This is a genomic window from Terriglobales bacterium, assembly GCA_035624455.1.
Taxonomy (GTDB): Bacteria; Acidobacteriota; Terriglobia; order Terriglobales; family Acidobacteriaceae; genus DASPRM01.
The window spans coordinates 15450-38638 of sequence record DASPRM010000160.1 but is presented as its reverse complement, the minus strand read 5'-3'; the positions used below and the strand labels follow the sequence as shown (position 1 = coordinate 38638).

Sequence of the window (23189 nt, the reverse complement as noted above, 5' to 3'; positions counted from 1 at the left end):
GAGCGCAAAGACGAGGAGCTGGCATTCAAGATCCTGCAGCACTACTCCACCGCGATCGACAATCCCGAAGCCGAGGCTCGGCGCAAAGCTGCGACCGGGATAAGTGAGCTGGCTGACCTGTACGGGCGTATGGACAACCGGCTCATTCAGTCGATTTTGATGCGCCTGGGAAGGCAGCTTACTGTCGATTACAGCGAGGAATCGCAAACCTTGTTGAGTGCGGCTTTTGTTCGGCTGAGCCAGGAAGCCAGCACCCGGAAGGACTTCGTTGCTGTAGAGCAGTCCCTCGCGACTCTGGCACGTATTGAGCAGAACAACCCCCAATTGGCGCGCGACGTCCGGCCGAGGATCGCGGTCGAGAGCCGTCTCCGTGAATTTGTCAGCGAGGTGTCTAAGAACCCAATCGTGCCTGCAGGCTTGCTCGAAGTGCTGAAGCGCACGCCGGCAAAAGCCGCCGAGGAGATTGCCGTCCAGTTTGGCCACTGTTCGCGGCGCGAGGAAGCCAATCGTTTCGTTGCTTTACTCATGCAGGTGGGACCGGCCGCACTCAATCATCTGCGCGAGGTGATGCGCACACGCTCAGCATCGGAGGCCATTCTGACCACCGGATTGTTGAGTTGCCTCGACATGCCTATGCTGGTCGCGGAATTACCGGAACGAATCCGGCAATGGAACCGTCAGCAGCAGGATGCCGCCATGCGTCAGATCGCTTGCGCCGGAGCCGAAGAACGCGGCGAACTGATCTTAGCCATGCTCGACAATCTCGATCCACTGATTCTCCCGCAGGCCGTAGACGACATCGGCATGACCCGCTCTTACCTGGCCGCAGGCAGGCTCTTGGATCTGGCTGCCGCACAGTGCCCAGCCCCCACTGCTCCGTACCTTCAGGTAAAAGCCATTGAGGCGCTCGGCCGCTTGCGAATCGGAGGCGCCGAGGAACTGCTAACCAACTTTGTATCCGAGCGTCATCTGCTGACCTGGAAGCACCCGCGTGAGCTGCGCATCGCTGCAGCCCAGGCCGTTGAGCGCGTCAATCCGGAACGCGCCAGGCACCTGATCGCCAAGGGCGGCTTCTCTGCGGAAGAGCTCAAAATTGGACCGCTTGATCCGGTCCAGAGCAACGGCTGGGTGCGCCAGCGGCGTTATCAGCGGGTTTCACCGGAAGTCGCCATTCATGGCACCGCCACCACCAATCGCGGTGTCTACGATGTGACCCTGGAGAAACTAAGCCTTGGTGGCGGCATGGGCTCGCGAACCGGGCGCACAACTATGGGAACCGATGCCTTACTCGACATTAATCTCGGACTGCGCCGTGTGCACAGCCGGGTACTGGTGCGAGAAGCCGCCGCCGGGGGCGTCAGCTTCGAGATCGCCGACATCGCCCTTGATGACCGCTCCAAGCTTCGCAAACTCGTCCACGATCAAATGATCGCCAGCCAGGTCGCAGCCGCCAAGCGCGTCAGCGCCTGAAGAAGCAAGATCGGATGAATTGGAGCAAGTTCGAGGTTTGATCGGGTGAAGTACGAAGAGCCTGGCAGTTGGCGCTGACACTCCGGAACCTTATAACCGATGTTGTAGATAAACGCTGGTTGGCAATGGCTCCAACTCGCAATTCGGTCTTCACTGCGCCGGCAGCTGCGAAAACTGAAAGAGGCCAAAATCAAGCAGCGGAAATGTTCGCATCCTCACCCGGCACCTCCTCGGTTGACGGGAGAATGCTTCTTCTGCCGATCTACCACACTGCAGGCTGGGTATTATCTGGAGCGCATCCTAGGTCTCAGGCTAAGTGATTGCCGGGATTGGAGAAAATCCTCTAGTGGGGACCGGATGGTAATGCTAGGCTTGGTCCAACGTGGGGCAAATTCCAGTCGCCAGACAGGGTGTGCCAGCCAGAACGATTCGCTTCGGCGCGTTCGAGCTCGATTTGCGCACCGAGGAGCTACGTAAGGGTGGGATTCGGCTGCGGCTCCCTGGGCAATCTTTCCAGGTGCTTCGCATGTTGCTAGGCCATCCTGGGGAGTTGGTCAGCCGCGAGGAGCTGCGTCAGAGCCTTTGGCCGAGCGATACCTTCGTTGACTTTGATCATGGGTTGAATGCCGCCGTAAACCGACTGCGAGACGTCCTGGGCGATTCGGCTGACAATCCCAAATATATTGAGACCCTACCAAAGCGGGGATATCGCTTTGTCGCACCCCTAGAAGGCGGGGAGACGGTCGCCCATGGCGATCCGAGCGGAACTTCCGACTCCAACTGGTCGACACCTGTTAGCGATACCGACCCGGCCACGGCAATTGTTGATGTCCAGTCGCCCACTTCTGCCGTCGCTCTCCCAGGAGCGGAAAGAATTTTGTCGAGAAAACTGAGCCGTGGTTGGCTTGCGGTGTTAATCGCAGCAACCATGATTCTCCTGGTTGCAATTGCCGTCCGGATGCTGACCCCCGCTCCGCAGGCCAGGATCAGCGGTTCCCGTCAGATTAGTCGCGACGGCATGCCCAAATCCAACCTGCAGACCGACGGCTCACGCATTTACTTCAGCGAATTCTCCAATGGCCGCAGTGTTCCTGCACAGGTTTCGATTACCGGCGGCGACACCTCCTTGCTTCCTGTCTCCTATCTTAACTATCTCAACGCTGCCACCTGTGACATCTCGGCGGATCATACGAAATTGCTGATTCTCACTTGGTTTGGGAGCGAAGCGGAAGGCATCCTTTGGAGCCAGCCTTTGCCAGCCGGTCCCCCTCAACGCTTAGGGAATACGGAAGGACATGATGAGACTTGGTCACCTGACGGTCGTGAACTCCTGTTCGCTAAGGGCTCCACGTACTATCTGGCGGCCGCCGACGGCACCTCGCCACGTCCCTTTCTGTCGCTCCATGGAATCCCAAATGGCGCTCGCTTCTCTCCTGACGGGAGCCGCATCCGCTTCGCACTGAGCGATCCTGAAATGAGAGTGTCTGCCCTATGGGAGGTCAACCGCGACGGTTCCAACCTGCATCGCCTGCTTCCCCCGGGTCAGAATCCGGTGGCCCAGTGCTGCGGCAGATGGAGTCCTGATGGTCGCTACTACTTCTTTCTCGATCTCGATAGTTTCAATGCTGACTGGTACCCGATCGTCAGCAGTGCCAATATTTTTGTCCTGCGCGAGGCAGCGGGCGGGCTGACGCAAAAGTCCCACGTTCCCATGCAATTGACATCAGGGCCACTCTCTTTCGGCGAGTTGCTGCCCGCGCTTGACGGCAAGCAACTCCTGGCTGTGGCCAGCCAGCAGCGCGGCGAACTCGTGCGTTACGACAATAGCACGCAGCAGTTTGTGCCGTTTCTGTCCGGCGCTTCTATCAGCGATCTCGATTTTTCGCGCGATCGGCAGTGGATTGCTTATGTCACGGTGCCCGACCACACCCTGTGGCGCAGTCGCGAGGACGGAACCGAACGGCTGCAGCTAACGTCTGCTCCAGTGGATGCGGTATTGCCTCGCTGGTCGCCAGATGGAAAGAGCATTGTCTATGTTGCACTGAATTCCAGCCGACGTTTGAAGATCTTCCAGGTCTCTGCCAATGGCGGGTCTTCAGAAGAGCTGTTATCTGAAAACGACGACGAGCAGGATCCCACCTGGTTCCCAGACGGCCGCCGGCTTGTTTTTGGCGGACTGCCGGAGGTCTCTTATCGTGCAGGCGCCGGAATCCGCATCTTTGATTTCAAGACGCGCCGTGTCTCCGACATCCCCGATTCCAAAGACCTATTCAGCCCGCGGTTGTCTCCGGACGGTCGATATATCGCTGCCCTGACCAGGGACTCCAAGAAACTGGTTCTCTATGATTTCCAAACTGGCAAGTGGTCGGATTGGGTCACCGATTCTGTCACCGTAGGTTATCCGGCCTGGTCAGCCGATGGCCGCTATCTTTATTTCCAGTCCTGGTCCGACCACCACACTTACCGACGCGTAAGGTCGGGCGAAACCAAGTCCGAAGTAATTGCTGGACTCGATAACCTGCACCCATTCACAACCTGCTGCACGTCATCCTGGAGTGGCGTCACGCCCGACGGATCTCTGCTTTTTGTCCGCGACACCAGTACGCAGGAGATCTACGCCCTCGATCTTCAATTGCCATGATGTTGAGTTCGCCACTTCGGCGATCGTACGTCCTAACTGACGGGCACCCGCAGGTCCTTCCCTGTCATCTCGTTCGGTGGCTTCTCACCTAACAAGCCCAGGACTGTCGGTGAGATATCCTGCAGCGCGCCATCAGGGCGCAGCTTGAAATGCTTGCCGTTTTCAGCAACCACGATGAAGGGAACGGGATTGGTGGTGTGTGCGGTGTGCGGGCCTCCAGTAGCAGGATCGATCATCATCTCGGCGTTTCCGTGGTCGGCGGTCACCAGCATCGCGCCTCCGCGCTGCCGCACAGCGCGGTAGATGCGGCCCAGGCAGTCATCCACGGTTTCTACAGCTTTGATCGTCGGAGGGATTTTGCCGGAGTGTCCGACCATATCGGCGTTGGCAAAATTCACCACGATCACGTCGAATGAACCTTGTTCAATGGCATTAACGACATTGTCGGCAATGCCTTCCGCGCTCATCTCGGGTTTCAGATCGTAAGTAGCAACCTTGGGAGACTGCACCAGCATTCGCTCTTCCCCGGGAAAGGGCTGCTCGACTCCGCCGTTGAAGAAGTAGGTCACGTGGGCGTACTTTTCCGTCTCCGCCACGCGCAGATTGCGCATACCTAGCTGTCCCATCACATTCGCCAGAATGTTATCGAGGTGCTCGGAGGGGACCACGTACGGCAGCGTGAACAGCTTGTCGTACTCGGTCATGCACACGTATTTCAAGTTCTTGGGAACTCCGTCGCGCGGGATCGTGGCGTCGAGCGCCTCCCAGTCCGGCAGGTCGCGGCCCGCCTGCGCACTTAAGCCGCTGTTACGGGCCAGGCAGCGCGTGATCTGGCGGGCGCGGTCGGCGCGGAAGTTGAAATTGATGCACACATCCTCGTCACGAATGCGGGCCAGCGGCTCACCCCGGTTGTCGGTGACGACAAAAGGCACAATGAACTCATCGGTCACGCCTTTGTTGTAGGATTCCTTGATTCCCTGCACCGCATCCACGTATGGCCCGGATTCACCTTTGCCGTTGACCATCGCGTCAAAGGCCTTCTTTTCGCGGTCCCATTTTTTGTCGCGGTCCATGGCATAGTAGCGGCCATCGACGGTAGCCACTTTGCCCACGCCATACTCACGCATCTTCTGCTGCAATTGGGCTACAAAGTCGGCGCCGCTTGTGGGTAGCGTGTCGCGCCCGTCCATGAAGCAGTGGACGAAGGTGCGATCCGCTCCGTTCTGCTTAGCCATTCTCAGCAGCGCGTAAAGATGACTCTGATGAGAGTGCACACCTCCATCAGACAGCAGTCCAAACAGGTGAAGCCTGCGTCCGCCAATTTTCGCCTGCTTCATGGCGTCCAGCAGGATGGGGTTGGAAAAAAACTCGCCACTCTCGATCATGCGATCGATGCGAGTGATATCCATGTAGACGACACGGCCCGCGCCAATGTTCAGGTGCCCAACTTCGCTGTTACCCATCTGCCCGTCGGGCAGACCAACGTAGTGTCCGCTGGTGTGAATCAGGGTGTTCGGATATTCCGCCAGCAGCTTGTCATAATTCGGCTTGCGCGCCAGCGAGATGGCATTGGCCTTGGATGGCGGCGCATAACCCCAGCCATCCAGAATGATGAGCACGAGCGGTTTAGGACGGGGCATAAATAAGTAAGTATGAAGTGAGATCGGGTGAACCGATGAAGTAAGAGTGTAACCCGCAAAGCTCGATCTGGCGAAGGACAACTTACTTCAAACTTCGCCCGATCTTACTTCTTACTTGACTTGGGATTGTCTGGCGAGTTCCAGAATGCGAGCCTGAATGCGTTGATTCACCTCAGTGATCCGCCGCCTGCCAATTTCGCCGCCCACCTGCATGGCTTCAGCCATTATGGCGGGAGTCTCCTTGAGGAGTTTGTGTCCCGCAGGGCTGGCGTAGAAACCGAGAATCGCGTCCAGGTCGCTTTGAGTGAGGTGCTTCTGATAGATCGGGATCATGGCATCAATCATTTCATCAATCGGCCAGCCATCAAATAATTCGTCGACAATAGCGTCGGCCTTCTTCAATTGCTCCGGCGTTGCGTTGGGGACCTGTTGCTTGAATCCCTGCTCTCCTCCCAGACGCGCCTGAACCTTCGCGTTCTCAAAGTATTGGATCAGGCGTTGCCGGGATTGGGTAACTTCGAGGAGCTGCATAACCTGTTCTTTTGTAGCGGGCGCACTCTGCGGGTTAGCTTGGGCGTACCCATAGCACACCAGAAACAGGCTTAGGATCCCCAAAACAAAACCCTTCTTCACTGCTCGCATGCTCGCTCCTCTTGTCCGGCGCGTTTCATAACGACAACGCGACGTTCCCCCCAGAAACGTGTTTTTATCTGAGGCTGCATTCTATCCGATGTTAGCGGCGTCGAAGCAGTCAAGACTCCCGGTAATCTGGGCAGGAGAGCAACTTCTTTTGTAATCTGGAAGAGGATGGTTTCGTCTTGACTACCAGGATGACAAACTTTCAGTGGCCGCGATTACGCGCAGTCTTATTCTGCCTTTTTCTGGTGAGTCCCCTTGTTGCCCAGCAAAGTTCCGGTGCGGCTCTTGCGGCTGAGCAGCAGCTCCAGGGGGCTGCCAAGATTGCTGAGCCGGAAAAGCCCGCGCCGCCGGACCCCGTCGCAATCATTCAGCGCTCGGTTTCGCGATACCAGCACAACCTCGACGTCGCTCGTGACTACGTATTCCAAAAGCGCGAAGTGGAACAGGAACTCGATAAGCACGGCAACCTGAAAAACGCGCACATCCGCTCCTACGATATCCTGATGGTCTACGGCGAGCCTTACGAGAAGCTCACCGCGAAAGACGATAAGCCACTGGATGCGCACGATCAGGAAAAAGAAGAAAAGCGTCTCAACGAGTTCTACGAAAGCAAGAAAAAAGAACACGAGAGCGAGTCGGCATCCGCCAAGGCGCGTGAGAAGCGCGAACGCGAAGAACGCAAACTGGCCAGCGAGCTTCCGCAGGCCATGGATTTCAAGCTGATCGGCGAGGACAGGATCGATGGCCAGCCCGTGTATGTGATCACGGCTGAACCCAAGCCAGGTTACAAACCGAGCGACATGATCGCCAAGTTGCTTACCAAGCTGCACGGAAAAATTTGGATCACCCAGGCCGACTATCAGTGGGCGCGCATGGAAGTGGACCTGCTGGACGACTTCGCTGTCGGCTTGTTCCTATTCAAGCTGCACAAGGGCGCGCATCTGGAGTTCGAGCAGACTCGCATTAACGATGAAGTTTGGCTGCCGCGCCGTGCGGCCTTCAACGGAGCAGCGCGGATAGCAGTAAAAAATGAATCAGCTCGACTTGAGACCACCTTCAGCAATTATCAGAAATTTAAGGCCAATGCCCGGATTGTCGGCTTTTCCGAAGCACCCGGGGCGGGCACAGATCAACACTGAGGACTAATCGGGTGCAGGGTGCCCCACCCTCTAGCCCCGCAGGGGCGTAAGGGTGGGGTTCAGATGGGCTTCACACGACCAACTGACTTCCCTCTCCCCGTAGACGTTCAGTCTCCACACCTTGCCGTTTCTTGAACGTCCAGTGCGACTCAATCTCTACCGTCCCCTCCTCTCCGTACAACCAGTGCCGGTAGCTGCTCCACGGCCACTCCTCCGGCGCCTGGACCAACCCTCGCTCCACCGGATTCCGGTGGATATACTTCAACTTCTCTACCCACTTGCGGTTGCTGAACACATTGAAATCGTAATATCTCGGCTGCCAGAACGGAGTTCCCTCGCCTATGTGGGGCAGCCTACGAGAAACCAGTTGTTTCAGCATTTGGATCGCCGCTCGTAAGTCGTCCTGCCTCGGCTCGCTCACCAGCAGATGGACGTGCTCGGGCATCACGACATACCCGAATATCAAGAACCCGTACCAATGGCGCACTTGCTCCAGTTGCTGCTCAAAGGTGTGCTTCGCCTGTGCGGAACGCAACAGCGCCAGCCGTCGGAAACAACTGAAGGTCAGAAAGTGATCGCTGCCAGTGTGTTGATAGCGTTTGAGGCGAGACGGCATGCCCACAGCGTAATTCGGTCAGGTCTATTGAGGATGTGATCTCCGTCTCATCCCCACCCTTACGCCCTGCGGGGCTAGAGGGTGGGGCACCCCAGGCCCCTTCTTCAGCGCAGCGAAGTGGGATTTGAGTTACGCCCCAACCTTGGCCGCCACCTCTCCCTTATAGTTGAGCGCTTTCAGTCCCAGGAAGCGCGCTCCGGTGTCTAGCTCTTCCTCGATTCGCAGCAGCTGGTTGTACTTCGCAATGCGGTCGGTGCGTGAGGCTGAGCCGGTCTTGATTTGCCCGGCGCCGGTAGCCACCGCCAGATCGGCGATGAATGTATCTTCGGTCTCGCCGGAGCGGTGCGAAATCACAGCGGTGTAGCTGTTTCGTCGCGCCAGTTCGATGGCATCAAATGTCTCGCTGACCGTGCCAATCTGGTTCACTTTGATGAGGATCGAGTTGGCCACCCCACGCTCAATTCCCTCCTCGAGCCGGACGACGTTGGTGACGAACAGGTCATCGCCCACAAGCTGGATCCGGTTGCCGAGCTCTTCCGTCAGCATCTTCCAGCCTTCCCAATCGTCCTCCGCCAGTCCATCCTCGATGGAGACGATTGGGTAATCATTCGCCCACTTTGCCCAGTAGCGCACCATCTCGGCTGAGCTCTTCGACGATCTATCCGACTTCTTGAAAACGTACTTGCCATCCTGGTAGAGCTCGCTGGCCGCCGGGTCTAGCGCAATCGCCACTTCCTCGCCTGGTTTGTATCCGGCAAGCTGGATCGCCTCGAGCACCACTTCAATCGCCTCCACATTTGACTTTACTGAGGGCGCGAAACCGCCTTCATCACCAACTGCGGTGTTGTAGCCTCGCTTCTTCAGCACGCCCTTGAGCGTGTGGAAGACCTCGACGCCCCAACGCAGCCCCTCGGAGAACGACTCGGCACCTACGGGCATCACCATGAATTCCTGGAAATCAACGTTGTTGTCTGCATGCGCGCCGCCGTTCAGGATGTTCATCATGGGCACCGGGAGCACATTGGCGTTCACTCCGCCCAAATAGCGGTACAACGGAATTTGATAGTGATTGGCAACGGCGCGCGCAGCGGCCATCGAGACCGCGAGGATGGCGTTAGCCCCGAGGCGACCTTTGTTCTCCGTGCCATCAAGTTCCCGCATCTTGTCATCGATGGCGCGTTGATTCGATGCATCCATGCTGGCCAGGGCCTCGGCAATCGGACCATTTACGTTTTCAACTGCCTGCACTACACCCTTCCCCAGATAGCGGTTCTTGTCGCCATCCCTCAACTCCACGGCCTCGTGTTCTCCGGTGGAGGCCCCGCTGGGCACAATGGCTCGGCCCAGGTCTCCCGAGCTCAGCAGCACTTCCGCCTCGACCGTAGGATTGCCGCGAGAATCCAGAACTTCGCGTGCATGAATTTCGGATACGAATGACATGAGTGCCTCCCCGCTTTGCTGATTCGCAACCACCGATTATGTGAGCGATTATAAGTCACGGGCTGGAGCTGTCGCGGTCAGGCGCCTCCAGTCAGGTACCGGCGCTCAACGACCTCCGATCGAAGCGGCTTATCTTCGCGGAAGATCGAGCAGCACCACGTCCGATTGCTCCTGCACCCGCTCCAGGACAACTTCGCGTCCATCGGCTGAAACGTCGAAATCGCCTATTTCGAAATCCGGACTGAGATTGGTCAATTGACGCTCGGCGCCTGTCTCCAGATCGATAAGCCAAAGGTTTTTATGTTGAATCTCCCCACGCAGGAGCACGAGCGCTTGTGATCCCGGCAAAAATGCCAGGTGTCGAGCCCCGCGAGTCAGAGTCAGGACCGGCAGGGGATATGCGGCAGCTTCGGCTGTGACCGCTTTCACCGTGAACTTCGTGCCGATATCGGGTCCGGAGTAGACTACGAATCGTCCATCGGGGGACCACGCGGGGTCGAGCGAATACTCCTGCACAAAAGTAGTAGGAGAGTGACCATCCAGCGGCACGCGAAAAAGGTGCGGGACACCATGATCGTCGGCCGTCGAGGTAATCGATTGGCCGTCAGCAGCCCATGCGGGAGCACCCTGCAGGTCGAGGGAGTCGAGCAGAACTCGAGCGTTTGTGCCGTCGCCCTGCATCACGTACAAGGCCGTTTTCCCGTGTTGCCTCACAGAAAATGCAATGTCACGCCCATTAGGCGAAATTGCCGGACCACCAAAGATTCGTGCTCCCGGGCCGCTCCATAATTCAGTGCTGGCCCCATTAGCAAACTTCCAGATGCTTTCACTGGTGCCGCTTGCAGAGACGTACAAAAGATAATCTGGGCCCAGTCGCGGGGAGGACGCGGTGCTGGTTGTCAGTGGCATCCGTGTAGCTGCTGATGTTTCGCTGGGTGCATTTCCGATCGGCAAGCGCCAAAGCGTTCTCTTCGGAATAGCAACTGTGGCCACCAGGCGATGACCGTCTGCACTGGCAGCCAGTGAAGTGTATTGATCAATACCAGAGGTCAGCCGGTGGGGAATCCGGCGATCCACGTCGATCGAATAAAGCCAGGGTCCTGAACCATCGGCATCCGTGGCCAGGTACATCAGGGTGTGCCGATCCAGGAACACCGGATGGGTCACTCGAGTGTTATGCGAGGTGATTCGTTCGGGTTTTCCGCCCGCCGGTGAGATGCGCCAGATATCTAATTTGTCCGGCAGCGACCCCTGCACGAAGTAGATGAATGACTTGTCGGGCGCCCACGATGGAAAATGAGAATGCTGCCCAGCAGGCGCCGTATAGATAGGTCGATCCTCGGCGCGGCGGCTGCCATCTGATACATACAACGGGTCGCCAGGGCCAGTCGTGTGATAGGTGAGTCGGGTAGCATCGCGCGACCACTCGAACTCCGCCACGCCTTGCAGGTAAGGCTTCAGATCCCCGCCCAAGGTCGGTACTGCCCACATGCTGATGTCGCCGCCACTGGGACTGTCCTGCTTGCGAACCGGTTTACGAACCCAAAAGGTGACGTAAAAGCCATCAGGCGAGAAACCCAGCGTGCGGACTGAGGGATTAACCAGTTCCGGCGCCCGACCGCGAGTCAGGTTCTGGAATTGTCCCGAACCGACCTGCGTAACCCAAACATCCATCTGTCCATCCCGATCGGACAGAAACGCCACGAACTGGCCGTCACGTGAGACCGCGGCGGCTTCCTCTACACCATCGAAATCCGTGACCTTTTGAAATCGCGCCTCAGCGATAGGGCTTCGCCAAAAATAGTCCCTGCTCCGAAGCCAGAGAATCGCGCCAATTACCAGCGCGACTCCCGCTATCAGCGCCACGGTGAGCTTCCACCTGCCTGGGGAGGCCGATGCTGCCGGGCCCATCGGTGCTGCAGTCAGATTGGCTGTGCTGGTGTGGTCTCCATTTTCCCGCGCTGCCGTAAGATTCCGACCACGCGCCCAGGCATCCAGTTCCGCTCGAAACGCGTAGACCGATCCCATACGGTCATGCAGGTGCCGGTGGACAGGCATCCCCTCCCGCTTTTCCCAGCGCTGGACGGTGGTCACGTCGCGGTTGAGGTAGGCCGCGATCTCCTTCCACGAATCCAGGCGGTCTTCGGACGGCCTCACGGGAGACGGTGTGACGGGGGACGGATCGCCCATGGCGCTCTCCTGATTGCTCCGGTTGGGGGCCCGGGGAAGCCGATTTTAACCCGGCCGAGAGCGGGCCACGGCAAAAAACGGCATTCAACGGCAAAGGGCGGAAAAGCTGCGATTCTGCGCATTGCTGTTTGATAACGCCCACCCAGATGCCTCATCGTGTGCGCACTCTCCACGGGGTAACACCAAACAAAAAGGAGGCAGGTATGCAGCGCAGATTGCGATGGATTCTCTTGTTCGGTGCCGTGATCGTGGTCGCGGCTCTCTACTACACAAGCAGTGTCATGGCGACTCCGGCCAACGCCGGATTCATAGCCACCACGCTAGCCCAAGGCACGTTTGGCCCAGTCAGCGTTTATAACGTGGCCCTACAGCCCGGTTCTTCACCGAAGCCCGTCTGGCAGTCCTGGCAGCAGACGGAGGGAGTGTCGGATCTTTACGTACAAACCAATGTCTGGAAGCCCTTAGGAAGCACCGGATGGCACAGCCATCCTGGCCATAGCCTGATCACCGTCACGGCGGGAACGATAACCGCTTACGAGGGCGACGATCCCGACTGCACACCGCACGTGTATACGAAAGGGATGACTTTTGTCGATCCTGGTTTTGGTCACGTGCACATCCTGAGGAACGAAAGCAACACCACCGATGCACAAACCATCGCTGTCCAGATCATTCCGACAGGTCAGCCGCGGCGGATCGACGTTCCAAACCCAGGGAACTGCCCCGCATCGGTTGATTGATATGAGGCGCTCTGAATGGTCCTGGACGTGCCTTCGGCGGACGCGTCCAAGGATCGCTGGTGTCCAAGAATGGCCAGGTCTTTGGGGGTCGCTTCATGCTGCTGGCGGGAGCACCCCCAGAAATCCTTCAACGCTGTCGCTCAGTACCTCAGAGATGCGGAACTTCGAGGGAGACATCCGGCTCATCGCCAACCCAACAGGCAGTCACGCGCGGGCGGTGTTCTCTGGTGACTGTAGCAAGACCGGGGACTATGGCAAGAAGGCAGAGTGCTTCGTAAAACTGGCTCCCGACCCGAAGGTCACAGTGACCTACCAGTGCCAGGCAGGCTTCACCTGTTAGCTGGCCCATTATTCACCTTGATTCTCTTCGCGGTTCCGTCGTTGTCCGGCTGGGAAGCCATGTTTTAGAGTGCGGCGAAGAGGAGCAGAACATGAAGAAGTTGTTCTTATTGGTTGTGCTGGCTGTGCTGGTGACGGGACTTTCCGCGCAGCAATCCACTTCCCCCAACGCCACGACTCCTGAAAAGCCGTCGGCGGCTAGGCCCGCCACGGGCACGGTAACGGCACCGGTAAGTTCTCCCGCGAGTACTGCTGTTCCCAGCACTGAAAACGACCCTACGGCGCTGCCTGTGGGAACGGCCCTCAAGATCAAGCTAGAAACTCCCATCTCCACCGCTACCAATCGGCGTGGAGATCGTTTCGGCGGACGAGTCACAGAAGCCGTGATGCTGAACGGCAAAACCGTTATTCCCATAGGAGCCTCGGTGGAGGGCGAAGTCATGCGGGCCAGCCAGCCACGCCGAATTGGCGGCACGCCCACGATTGATCTCCATCCGGAGTCGGTAACCATGCCGGATGGGCAGACGTATCGGATCAATGCCGTCATCGTAGACACCAGCCATCGTCCCGAGACCAAGGTAAACGATGAAGGCGAGATCAAGGGACGTGGCCGCGACCGCATGGACAACATCGAGCTTGGCGCTGCCGCTGGAGCCGGCGCGATTGCGGGCGGCATCATCAGCGGTGGGAAGGCTGCCTTGATCGGCGCTGGCGTGGGCGCAACCGCGACCACCGTCCACTGGCTCTTCAAGCGCAGAACCGCGGAGGTTCCGGCGGGAACCGAGATCGTGATGGAACTAGATCGCCCGATGGCTCTGACCTCGGCCTCCGGCGGAAGGTAGCAAGTGCGAAGTGCGATCGGGTGAAGCAGGAAGTAAGAACTCAGATCGGGTGATCGGGGAAGTACGAAGTAAGGGATTTGTCGAGCAAGATCGGCTTGCCTACAAAGTAAGCTGCACCATCGCATGGAACTCACCCGATCACACTTCTTACTTGTTTCACCCGATATTTTCAAAGATGTTTCTTTGCAGCTGCTCTTCATCTGCCACTTGCAGCGTCATGGAGCCTTCCAGAGGTACGGCATCGACCGGCATCCCATCCCGCCACAAACCGAAGCGCAGCCGGATCGAGGAATTCTCCGCCACACCCAGCTTCTCCAGAGGCACCTGGAATTCAAAATTTCTTGGAAGCACTACTTGCAGACCCTCTGGCCTGTTACTGGAAGCTAAAACGACCTCATCTTTCCTGCCTGTGCGCAGCTCCCAACCTTCCAGCTTCTTATTCAAGTTTGCCAGCAAGCGCATGCGCGTGGTATCGGAAGCGGTGGGTGACGGGTGTTGAGTCCCGATAGCCTCGGGAGCTACCGTCCCCACTGGCCGCCGGAAAATCTCGAGATTTACGGAAAGCTGCAACTGCTCTCCGGGAATGCCGCCGGCGAAATCCAAACGCCCGTATAGATTCTTTTCGTCAATTCCGGCATAAGCCGAATCCAGCAGAAAAGTTTTGCCGTGCATGGCTCCGGAGTGTTGGTCGCAGGTGTACATCGCTGCACCAATCCAGTCGAAGTAACGCAATCCACCGCTGCCGATGCGTGGGTGAATGTAGGCGGTCTGTGGCGCCCACGTTGGCCGCGCAACTCCCATAGCGATGGGATGCGCCAGGTAGTCAGGCGCTTCGACGCCCAATGCCTGATACACATTGGTCAGGTGCTTGCGATAGAGTTCGTCAAAATCGCGGTCGTTCGCGGAATGATGCTCAGGTCCGTACCACCAGTTCCAGTCGCTGCCCTCCGCGATCAGCAACTCCTCCATTGCCAACTGCCGCTGTTCTGGTTCGGCCGTGGGAGCGGCGCGCTGATAAAAATCGCGCGCGTCGTTCAGATAGTCCCAGGCTTTGTTGTCTTCAGGCGCGCCGATCCAAACGTTGAAGTTGGCATTGATCCACGAACCGGGGACGAGGGACGTGAGCTTCGGCCCGGCCCCATGTCGGTCTAATGCCTCTCTTACTGCAAGCGCTTCAATTTCAGGATCACGTTGTAACGCGTCGTATACTCGGCGCAAGAATTCTCTCCCCGATCTGGGGTAAAACTCCCACGCGTTCTCCCCATCCAGGATCACTGCCACCAGAGCATCGCTTCCGTTGGCAAGGACAGGCTTGGCGCATTCCTTTATGTTGCGCACGAAATGTTCGGCCGCCTCACTTGCCGCTACTCCCGAATAGACAAAACCAATCAGGTCGGAGAGTGAGTGATCGCGGAAAACCAGGTTCATCATCCGTACTTCGCCCTTTTCGTAACGATAGGGCGAGTAGAGGGCTTCGGCATGGGCACTGCTGAGTCGTCCTTCGGCTGATCGTGTGAAATGAATTCCTAATGTGCGGCCCAGTACCCCTTCGTCGGTGGCCATCCACCGCACCCCCAGTTCGGAAGCGATGGCCAGCACTTCTTCCGATACGCTGCCCTCCGATGGCCAGAGTCCAACCGGCCGAACCCCAAAGACCTCCTCGTGCAAGTCGAGTCCGCGCTTAATTTGCTCTCTGGCGTCCTCGGGATGGCGAAATGCGCGACTTGGCAGCGGCAATTGGGGGCTGGAGACAGCTCCCTGATTGGTGTCGCACAGCAAGGGCAAAATGGGGTGGTAAAACGGCGAAGTGGAGATTTCGATTCGCCCTTGCCGCGCTGCTTCCGCATACGCCGGCAGCACGCGGCCGCATAACTCCCGCTCTTTCCGGATGACGAACGAGCGATCCTCCGGCGTAAAGTTGCGGCCTTTATTAACCAGTTCTGCGATTTCCGGTTCCCCCAGGAAGAACTCGTCAAACCATGCAATCTGAGAAAGTACTTGCAGGTCGGTGTAGTCCTGCTTCTGAAAATAAGGTTCGGCCTTGCTTGCCTGCCCGCCGGCGCCAATGAACTTCGTCCATAGCTCCTGATACCTGGGATAGCGGCCGATCATCTGAACGGGATTCGCCTGAAAGAGGTAGGCAAGAGCAAACCGGCGCTCCTCCACGCTAAGATCGACAGCGGGCTTAGCGGCGATCTCCAGAAAAGGATCGCGGGCCGATCCGGAAGCATAATCCTGAATTTGCGTGATGAGCGATGGCACCAGGTTGAATGTCTGATGCACCTGCGGGAACTCGTCCAGCAGCTTCACCATGCCGTAGTAATCCTTCAAGGCGTGGGAACGGACCCAGGGAAGCCGGTACTCGCCCGTCACCAGATCCTTGTAATAAGGCTGGTGCATGTGCCAAAGAAAAACGACGCGCAATTGAGCCATGTGTTCTCAGTTTCCGGTTTTCTGTTTCAGGTTGCAAGTGCGGGTTGCAATGACTCTGTGGAATTCAGCCCTTCCTTAAGAATGCGCGCTTCCGGCCATCCCGCGAACCCTCAACTACAATCTGAATTTCCATCCCAGCGGCCGCATCTAAGATAAAAGACTAAAGTCTTACGTGCCGTTTTGCCGGTACTATCTGTGGTTCAAAGAAAACGAGGCAATTCTAAGATGAGCTAGACTGAGGAATGTCCTGATGCGCATTCTGACCAAGTACATCCTGCGCGAGGTCCTTTCTCACGGCCTCATCGGGGCATCTATCTTCACCTTCGTCATCTTCATGCGCGACCTCGCCCGAATTTTGGAGCTGGTCGTGCGCAATAGCGCTCCCCTTCCCAGTGTTGCGGAAATCTTCTTCTTCACACTCCCCACGGCCCTGACGCTTACTATTCCGATGGGAGTGCTAGTGGGCATCCTCATCGGTCTGAGCCGGCTTGCCGCTGATAGCGAGGTTACCGCCATGCGCGCCAGCGGCCTGGGTTCGGGGATGGTGTTGCGCGTGATCTCCATTTTTGCTGTCTCCGCCTGGTTGCTGGCGTTGCTCAACAACGTCGTGGTCGCGCCCCGCTCGGCGGCCGCTCTGGCGCATTTGCAGAACCGGCTAAAGAGTTCGCAGGTTTCGTTCGAGATCCAGCCGCGCGTCTTCTATGAAGATTTTAAGGACCTGGTGTTATACGTTCAGGATGCCACGAGCGGAGAGGGCGCAGCGCGCTGGAAAGGGGTTTTTCTGGCCGACATCAGCGATCCTTCCGCGCCTAAGATCACCATGGCCCAGCGCGGCATGGTGGTGAATGAAGGCCAGGATAAACTGCGGTTCCACCTGGAAGATGGTTCTTCGCACGAGACTGACCCTCACGATCTACAGCAGTACTCCATCTCAACCTTCGCCGAGAGCGATATTCCTCTGCAACTGCCCACCAGCAGCCAGCAGCCGCAACAGCAAACTACTCCGGCCATGGAGGTCCCCACTGCGCAGCTACGCCACAAAGCGGAACATATTGAGGCCAACAAACAGCGCAGTTATCTGATCGAATTTCATCGCCGTTTTGCCCTGCCCACCGCTTGCCTGGTGTTGGCTTTGGTAGGAATTCCCCTCGGCCTGTCAGCCAAAAAAGGAGGGAAGTCCACCGGCTTCGTCCTCACTATCGCTCTCGTATTTCTCTACTACTTCCTGTCCCTGTCGGGTATGTCGCTGGCGCAGCACGCCAAATTGCCTGTGGGATTGGCGATGTGGATGGCCAACCTCGTGTTCTTCGTGGCCGGGCTGATCCTGTTCTGGCGTGTCGACCGCATGCCGCTCGAGATCGGCAGTCTGCGCGGCTTCTGGGGCCGCTTAACTCAGCAGATCCAGCACCGGCCCCCGGTCTTCGGTGACAGGGTAAGCGGCGCTCTGGAGCGCGCCATCTCCCGCAAACGCGTCTTCAGCGCCCGTTTTCCGCTGCTGCTCGACGACTACATCCTGCGCGATTTTGCGGTGTACCTGGGAATGATTGTCGGAACGTTTCTGATCCTGCTCCTGGTCTTCACTTTCTTCGAACTGCTCAAGGACATCACTCGCGTCCCCCTCGCCCTGGTCGGCGAATATCTGCTGACCGTCACTCCCTACTTCCTATACAACACGACTCCCATCAGCATGCTGCTGGCGGTGCTGGTGACCTTCGGGCTGCTGCAGAAATCGAACGAAGTCACGGCGATGAAAGCCACTGGCGTAAGCATCTATCGGGTAGTGATGCCCGTGCTGATGCTGGCCGCCGTCGTAGCTGTCGGCCTTTTCTTCTTTGACCAGCTATACCTGCCGCAGTTGAACAAGCGCCAGGATTCGCTGCGCAACCAGATCAAAGGAAAGCCAGCGCAGACTTACCTGCGTCCGGACCGCAAGTGGATTTTTGGCCAACACTCCACTATCTACTACTACGAATTCTTTGATCCCGATCAGAACCGCTTCGCGAGCATTACCGCCTTCGAATTCGATCCCCACACCTTTCAGATGACGCGACGCATTCATGCCAATCATGCCCATTGGTCCGATTTGCTGCAGCGCTGGATCTTCGAACAGGGATGGACGCGCAGCTTCGAGGCGACCAAGGTCGAGGAGTTCCGCCCCTTCGAGGTAGCCACCTTCAACGAACTCAATGAACCGCCGGCTTATTTTAAGAAAGAAGTAAAGCAATCCTCAGAAATGAGCTATGAAGAACTGCGGCGCTACATTCGCGACCTGCAGCAGAGCGGATTTGATGTCGTTCGCCTGAAAGTGCAGCTGCATAAGAAATTTGCCTTCCCCTTAATGACCTTTGTCATGGCGATCCTGGCGGTTCCTTTCGCGCTGTCCTCCGGGCGTCGCGGCGCATTGGCGGGCGTGGCCATGGCCATCGGCATAGCGGTTATTTACTGGGTGGGAATGGGGTTTTTTGAAGCCATGGGAAACGCAAGCCAGCTGCCCCCCGCATTGGCCGCCTGGTCCCCCGACCTGCTGTTCGGATTGGCAGGGGGGTATCTCCTGTTGAAGGTTCCCACGTAATGATTGAAACGCCGCTTCCACCTGTAGAATCTAACTAATCTCATGCTGAAGCAGCTGCGGCCTCTCTTCCCCTATTTTCGCAAGTACCGAGGTGGCTTTTTCTGGGGAACACTCGCGATCTTCTTGACCAATGGTATCTGGATTCTTTTCCCCCTCATAATTCGCAATGCCGTTGATGCGCTGAATGCCGGGGTCACCTCGCAGAAGCTGATCCGCTATTCGCTGCTGCTGATCGGCGTCGCTCTGATGAAAGGCGTGTTTCAGTTTCTAACGCGTTGGATCGTGATTGGCATCTCGCGCGACATCGAGTACGACCTGCGCAACGATCTCTTCCATCACCTGGAGACGCTTTCCTATTCCTACTACCAACGAACCCGCACCGGCGACATCATGGCTCGCGCCACCAACGATCTCAATGCGGTGCGCATGTTGCTGGGCCCGGCCATCATGTACTCGGCAAACACCATCGTGTTCACCGCCGGGGCGCTGATCTTCATGATCAGCATTAGTCCGAAGCTTACGCTTTACGCGTTTTTGCCCCTCCCCATCGTGAGCATCGTGGTGCAGTACTTTGGTACTCGCATTCATCAGCGCTTCGAGCGTATCCAGGCCATGTTTTCCGAAATCTCGGCGCGCGCACAGGAGAATTTCTCTGGCGCCCGCATCATCCGCGCCTTCGCCCAGGAAGGACCGGAGATCGCCAACTTTGAAAATGCGAACCGCGAATATATCGCGCGTAGCCTGAAGCTGGTGCGGCTGATGGGAATGCTCTGGCCTACCCTGGAAGTGCTGCTCGGTTTAGCTGTGGTATTGGTCCTCTGGCTTGGCGGGCGCGAAGTGCTTCTGGGCCGCATGACAGTGGGTGATTTCGTAGCCTTCAACACCTACATGGTTCAGCTCACTTGGCCGGTGATTGCTCTGGGTTGGGTGATCAACATTTTCCAGCGCGGTACCGCTTCCATGGGACGCATCAACGAGATTCTGACCGAAAAGCCAGAAATCAGGGATAGTCCTGCGGCTCAAGCTCGCCCGGCTGTTGTGAACGGCGAAATCGAATTTCGCAACCTCAACTTCGGCTATAACGGCACGCCGGTGCTGCGCGATATCAACCTCCGTATTCCTGCCGGCAGCAGCCTGGCCATTGTCGGACCCACAGGATCGGGAAAATCGACGCTGGTGAATCTGATTCCGCGAATCTACGATGCGCCGCCCGGATCGGTACTCATCGATGGCCGCCCTATCCGCGATTTCCACCTTGAATTGTTGCGTCACTGCATCGGTTTCGTGCCGCAGGAGACCTTTCTGTTCAGCGACAGCATCCGCGAGAACATTTCCTTTGGCGCCGAGCGCGCAACCCTCGAGCAAGTGCAGCAGGCTGCCGCTGGCGCCAGCATTGCGGCTGACATCCAAGAATTTCCCGAACAATACCAGACCATCGTGGGCGAGCGCGGCATCACCCTTTCGGGTGGGCAAAAACAGCGAACCGCTATCGCCCGGGCCTTGATCCGTAATCCCAGGATTCTGATTCTGGATGATGCGCTGTCGAGCGTCGACACCTACACCGAAGAAAAGATTCTCGACCACCTGCGTGAGGTAATGCAGGGACGCACCACCATCTTTATCTCTCATCGTGTTTCCACTGTTCGCCATGCCGACCAGATCGCGGTGCTCCACCAGGGACGCATCGTCGAACTCGGTCAACACGAGGAATTGCTCGCCCGGAAAGGCTACTACGCCGATCTTTACGACAAGCAACTGCTGGAAGAAGAGCTGGAAACCGTATAGCTGCCCATGACCCTCCAGAAAGAGATGACAATCTTTTTACGCCTCGCCGACAATCGCGCGATCCGGTGCGATCAAGCTTTATGTCTATGAAGCGGATTCTCGTTCCCGAGCGGCTCGATGCTGATGCCGGGACGCCCAGGCAGATCGCCGCCGCCATGGACGATCTGCGGCATATCAATTCCTGGTTCGGCGGAATCAGTACCACCGTGCACATGTTGCGTGAGGTTGTCCTGGCGAACGGCCATCACCACCTGAGTTTTCTCGACGTCGGCTCGGGCAGAGGAGATTTCGCCAGCATCGTCCGGCAACGCCTGGCGCCGGAAATGAAGATTGATTTTGCGCTGCTGGATCGCCGGCCCTCTCATTTGAACTTTGTCGACAATGGCAATGGCAATGGCAAGCGGCATGTGAACGGTTTCCGCAGAATTGCTGGCGATGGCTGCGCAATCCCCTTCCAGAGCAACAGCTTTGATGTCGTCGGCTGTACGTTGTTTGCGCACCACCTGGAATCGGATTTGTTGGTTGAGTTTGTGAATGAGGCGCTCAGGGTGGCTCGGATCGCGGTGCTGATCAACGACGTCCGCCGCTCTGCCCTATGCGTGGCACTGGTCTACGCCAGCCTGCCTTGCTACCGCAGCGCCATCACCTGGCATGACGCTCCTGCTTCCGCTCGCGCGGCCTTCACTGAGACGGAACTATATTCCCTTCTCCAGCAGACGAACGCCAGTCGTATCCAAATGGATCGGCTAGCTATTTACCGAATGGGAGTAATTGCCTGGAAATGACTGACTTCGATCTGGCAGTGCTGGGTGGCGGACCAGCGGGCACTTCAGCCGCAATCACCGCTGCGCGCGCGGGTGCGAACGTAGTGCTCTTCGAGCGCGGTCGCATCCCACGGCACAAAGTGTGCGGGGAATTTGTCTCCCCCGAGGCCCTGGCACTGTTAAGGTCGTTGTGTGGAGGGTTGCTCGATGCAAATACGCTTGTGCAGTCTGCTTCCACCATTGATCGCGCTCGCGTGTTTGCCGAGGGTTACTGTTATCAGATCCCACTAAACCCGCCAGGCGTCAGCATCAGCCGCTTCGTCCTGGATGACATGCTATGGCGCGCGACAATCTCCGCAGGCGTGAAATGTCTGCAACAGACTGCGGTAGAGTCCGTCCACCAGAATGGAACTTCTCGGTTCGAGATTCTTAGCTCCGCTGGCAAGGTCTGGGCGAGAGCAGTGATCAACGCGTCGGGGCGTTGGTCGAACCTCAATCGCCGAGACGATCTTACCCATAGGGAGCAGTGGCTTGGCTTAAAGTGTCACTTTAACTCTAATGAAGGCTTCTTTTCGACCGACCTCTACTTTTTTCCGGGAGGCTATTGCGGAGTGCAGCCAGTCGGCGACGGCCGAGTGAACACGAGCGCGGTGGTGCGCACAGATATGGCCACTAGCCTGGACGAGGTGTTGGCTGCTGATCCACAGCTGCGGACTCGCAGCCGCGAGTGGAAGTCAGCCATCGAGCCCATTTCAACCTTTCCTTTGACCTTTCATAGACCTGTTCCCACCCAAGGCCTGACTCTTAACGTGGGCGATGCTGCGGCGTTCATTGACCCTTTCCTGGGCGACGGCATCTCCCTGGCACTTCACAGCGGAGCCCTGGCAGCGCGAGATCTGCAAACTTATTTTTGTGGCAGAGCCAGCTTGGCGCAAGTTGTGGAGGGGTATCGGACGGCGTACCTTGAGCGCTTTGCGGCAAAGTTCCGCATTGCCAGTTGGCTGAGATCGCTGCTGCCACTGTCTCCGAGCTTGAGGAAGGCTGTCGCGCTCGCGCTCACCGCGCCGGGACTAATGCGGTTTCTGATGCACAGGACGAGAGTGTAAGGGGTGTCGTCCCTGACGGGAGTCACTCTGTTGCTGGACCGGGCTATGCTGTGACTACCTCACCACCAGCACTTCTCTCAGGTTGTCGCGCGCCAGGAAGAACTTCAGTGAGGCAAATTCGCGGAACAGATTCTCGATGTGGCGGTTGTTGAAGACCCGCTGCAGGCGGTAATGGCGCTCGTCTCCATTGCCGTTGCTGTGGCCATTGGATTCGTTCTTCGGGACCAGCTGAAGCTCAAGCGAGTCCTGCCCGGCAATGTGGTAACGGCAGTAAGGAGCTTCGGGGCCTGCATCACGCGTGTGGAAGAACGACAGCAAAATACCCTTGGGCTTCATCACTGAGCAGATCCGCTCAATCACCGGTTTTACCAATACTTCCGGCAGATAATCAGCCACATCCCACAACAACACTGCATCAAACTTCTGCCCGCGAAAGGCGAGGTTTTCTTTCAGAAAGCCGTCAACATCGATGCATGTGGCGCCGAATTCATCTTTGATCACGAGCGCTGGATCGCCAGCGCTGGTCAGCAGATCTTCCGTATAAACCTGAAAACCACGACCCGTGAGCAGCGCGATGTTGTTGGCCGAGGTCGGTCCCAAATCCAGGATGCATAACGAATCTTCGTGCGCAATGGCACGCATGAATTCATTCAGTGCAGTGGAATGACGTTGTGCCCGGTGCTGAGCGTCGCGGTGGGACCCGTTCCCTCCGTTGCCGTTACGAAACATCTTAAGAAAGTTATTTGTTACGGTACCCATGAACTTACTCTCACTTCAATTCTGCCAGCCAGATTCCTTCCCAACTCAAACTCATCTCTTTCAACTACGCTGAG

The 23189-nt window shown here is 57.5% G+C and carries 16 protein-coding genes; 9 read left to right on the top strand and 7 right to left on the bottom strand.

Annotated features, from left to right (window positions below):
• The coding region (locus tag VEG30_18765) for a hypothetical protein (protein ID HXZ81979.1) at positions 1–1470 on the top strand (1470 nt) is incomplete at its 5' end.
• 412 nt (positions 1471–1882) lie between these two features.
• A complete protein-coding gene (locus VEG30_18760) occupies positions 1883–4111 on the top strand; it encodes a winged helix-turn-helix domain-containing protein (protein ID HXZ81978.1) in 2229 nt (742 codons plus the stop codon).
• Between the two features lie 32 nt (positions 4112–4143).
• Here VEG30_18760 and gpmI read toward each other — a convergent pair whose 3' ends face one another.
• Both gpmI and VEG30_18750 read right to left on the bottom strand, forming a co-directional pair.
• Positions 4144–5751 (bottom strand): 2,3-bisphosphoglycerate-independent phosphoglycerate mutase, encoded by a 1608-nt coding sequence (gene gpmI, locus VEG30_18755; GenBank protein ID HXZ81977.1) that lies wholly within the window; start codon positions 5749–5751, stop codon positions 4144–4146.
• 111 nt (positions 5752–5862) lie between these two features.
• Complete coding sequence (locus VEG30_18750) at positions 5863–6393, bottom strand: DUF2059 domain-containing protein (protein ID HXZ81976.1); 531 nt, start codon at positions 6391–6393, stop codon at positions 5863–5865.
• Between the two features lie 242 nt (positions 6394–6635).
• Here VEG30_18750 and VEG30_18745 point away from each other — a divergent pair, with 242 nt between their 5' ends.
• The gene (locus VEG30_18745; GenBank protein ID HXZ81975.1) at positions 6636–7529 is read left to right on the top strand and encodes a hypothetical protein; all 894 of its coding nucleotides are present in this window, start codon (positions 6636–6638) and stop codon (positions 7527–7529) included.
• 70 nt (positions 7530–7599) lie between these two features.
• Here the strand turns inward: VEG30_18745 and VEG30_18740 are convergent, their stop codons facing one another.
• The 3 genes from VEG30_18740 to VEG30_18730 all read right to left on the bottom strand — a co-directional run bounded on the left by VEG30_18740 (position 7600) and on the right by VEG30_18730 (position 11775).
• Positions 7600–8145: a transposase gene (locus VEG30_18740; protein ID HXZ81974.1), complete on the bottom strand. Its 546-nt coding sequence runs from the start codon at positions 8143–8145 to the stop codon at positions 7600–7602.
• Positions 8146–8274: 129 nt separating this feature from the next.
• Positions 8275–9585: a phosphopyruvate hydratase gene (gene eno, locus VEG30_18735; GenBank protein ID HXZ81973.1), complete on the bottom strand. Its 1311-nt coding sequence runs from the start codon at positions 9583–9585 to the stop codon at positions 8275–8277.
• Positions 9586–9714: 129 nt separating this feature from the next.
• Positions 9715–11775 (bottom strand): hypothetical protein, encoded by a 2061-nt coding sequence (locus VEG30_18730; GenBank protein ID HXZ81972.1) that lies wholly within the window; start codon positions 11773–11775, stop codon positions 9715–9717.
• Between the two features lie 203 nt (positions 11776–11978).
• Here VEG30_18730 and VEG30_18725 point away from each other — a divergent pair, with 203 nt between their 5' ends.
• Both VEG30_18725 and VEG30_18720 read left to right on the top strand, forming a co-directional pair.
• Positions 11979–12515: a hypothetical protein gene (locus tag VEG30_18725; protein HXZ81971.1), complete on the top strand. Its 537-nt coding sequence runs from the start codon at positions 11979–11981 to the stop codon at positions 12513–12515.
• Between the two features lie 431 nt (positions 12516–12946).
• Entirely contained in the window at positions 12947–13696 is a 750-nt protein-coding gene (locus tag VEG30_18720) for a hypothetical protein (GenBank protein HXZ81970.1), read from the top strand.
• Positions 13697–13852: 156 nt separating this feature from the next.
• On the opposite strand, the gene VEG30_18715 is transcribed toward VEG30_18720, so the two are convergent.
• Positions 13853–16129, bottom strand: coding sequence for a glycoside hydrolase family 57 protein (locus VEG30_18715; protein ID HXZ81969.1), 2277 nt, complete (start codon positions 16127–16129; stop codon positions 13853–13855).
• Positions 16130–16379: 250 nt separating this feature from the next.
• Between VEG30_18715 and VEG30_18710 the strand changes: the two genes are divergently transcribed.
• The 4 genes from VEG30_18710 (at position 16380) to VEG30_18695 (ending at position 22356) form a co-directional block, all read left to right on the top strand.
• Positions 16380–18701 (top strand): LptF/LptG family permease, encoded by a 2322-nt coding sequence (locus VEG30_18710; GenBank protein HXZ81968.1) that lies wholly within the window; start codon positions 16380–16382, stop codon positions 18699–18701.
• 42 nt (positions 18702–18743) lie between these two features.
• Entirely contained in the window at positions 18744–20486 is a 1743-nt protein-coding gene (locus tag VEG30_18705) for an ABC transporter ATP-binding protein (protein ID HXZ81967.1), read from the top strand.
• 86 nt (positions 20487–20572) lie between these two features.
• Positions 20573–21271 carry a methyltransferase domain-containing protein gene (locus tag VEG30_18700; GenBank protein HXZ81966.1) on the top strand — a complete coding sequence of 233 codons (699 nt, stop codon included), beginning with the start codon at positions 20573–20575 and terminating at the stop codon, positions 21269–21271.
• Positions 21268–22356: an NAD(P)/FAD-dependent oxidoreductase gene (locus tag VEG30_18695; protein ID HXZ81965.1), complete on the top strand. Its 1089-nt coding sequence runs from the start codon at positions 21268–21270 to the stop codon at positions 22354–22356. The genes VEG30_18700 and VEG30_18695 overlap by 4 nt, the downstream gene beginning before the upstream one ends.
• Positions 22357–22410: 54 nt before the next feature.
• Here the strand turns inward: VEG30_18695 and VEG30_18690 are convergent, their stop codons facing one another.
• The gene (locus VEG30_18690; protein HXZ81964.1) at positions 22411–23085 is read right to left on the bottom strand and encodes a class I SAM-dependent methyltransferase; all 675 of its coding nucleotides are present in this window, start codon (positions 23083–23085) and stop codon (positions 22411–22413) included.
• Positions 23086–23189 lie beyond the last annotated feature (104 nt).

Excerpts from the sequence above, each read along its gene's own strand:
- gpmI (HXZ81977.1), bottom strand. The coding sequence starts at position 5,751 with ATGCCCCGTCCTAAACCGCTCGTGCTCATCATTCTGGATGGCTGGGGT.
- VEG30_18750 (HXZ81976.1), bottom strand. The coding sequence starts at position 6,393 with ATGCGAGCAGTGAAGAAGGGTTTTGTTTTGGGGATCCTAAGCCTGTTT.
- VEG30_18740 (HXZ81974.1), bottom strand. The coding sequence starts at position 8,145 with ATGCCGTCTCGCCTCAAACGCTATCAACACACTGGCAGCGATCACTTT.
- eno (HXZ81973.1), bottom strand. The coding sequence starts at position 9,585 with ATGTCATTCGTATCCGAAATTCATGCACGCGAAGTTCTGGATTCTCGC.
- VEG30_18730 (HXZ81972.1), bottom strand. The coding sequence starts at position 11,775 with ATGGGCGATCCGTCCCCCGTCACACCGTCTCCCGTGAGGCCGTCCGAA.
- VEG30_18725 (HXZ81971.1), top strand. The coding sequence starts at position 11,979 with ATGCAGCGCAGATTGCGATGGATTCTCTTGTTCGGTGCCGTGATCGTG.
- VEG30_18720 (HXZ81970.1), top strand. The coding sequence starts at position 12,947 with ATGAAGAAGTTGTTCTTATTGGTTGTGCTGGCTGTGCTGGTGACGGGA.
- VEG30_18715 (HXZ81969.1), bottom strand. The coding sequence starts at position 16,129 with ATGGCTCAATTGCGCGTCGTTTTTCTTTGGCACATGCACCAGCCTTAT.
- VEG30_18710 (HXZ81968.1), top strand. The coding sequence starts at position 16,380 with ATGCGCATTCTGACCAAGTACATCCTGCGCGAGGTCCTTTCTCACGGC.
- VEG30_18705 (HXZ81967.1), top strand. The coding sequence starts at position 18,744 with ATGCTGAAGCAGCTGCGGCCTCTCTTCCCCTATTTTCGCAAGTACCGA.
- VEG30_18700 (HXZ81966.1), top strand. The coding sequence starts at position 20,573 with ATGAAGCGGATTCTCGTTCCCGAGCGGCTCGATGCTGATGCCGGGACG.
- VEG30_18695 (HXZ81965.1), top strand. The coding sequence starts at position 21,268 with ATGACTGACTTCGATCTGGCAGTGCTGGGTGGCGGACCAGCGGGCACT.
- VEG30_18690 (HXZ81964.1), bottom strand. The coding sequence starts at position 23,085 with ATGTTTCGTAACGGCAACGGAGGGAACGGGTCCCACCGCGACGCTCAG.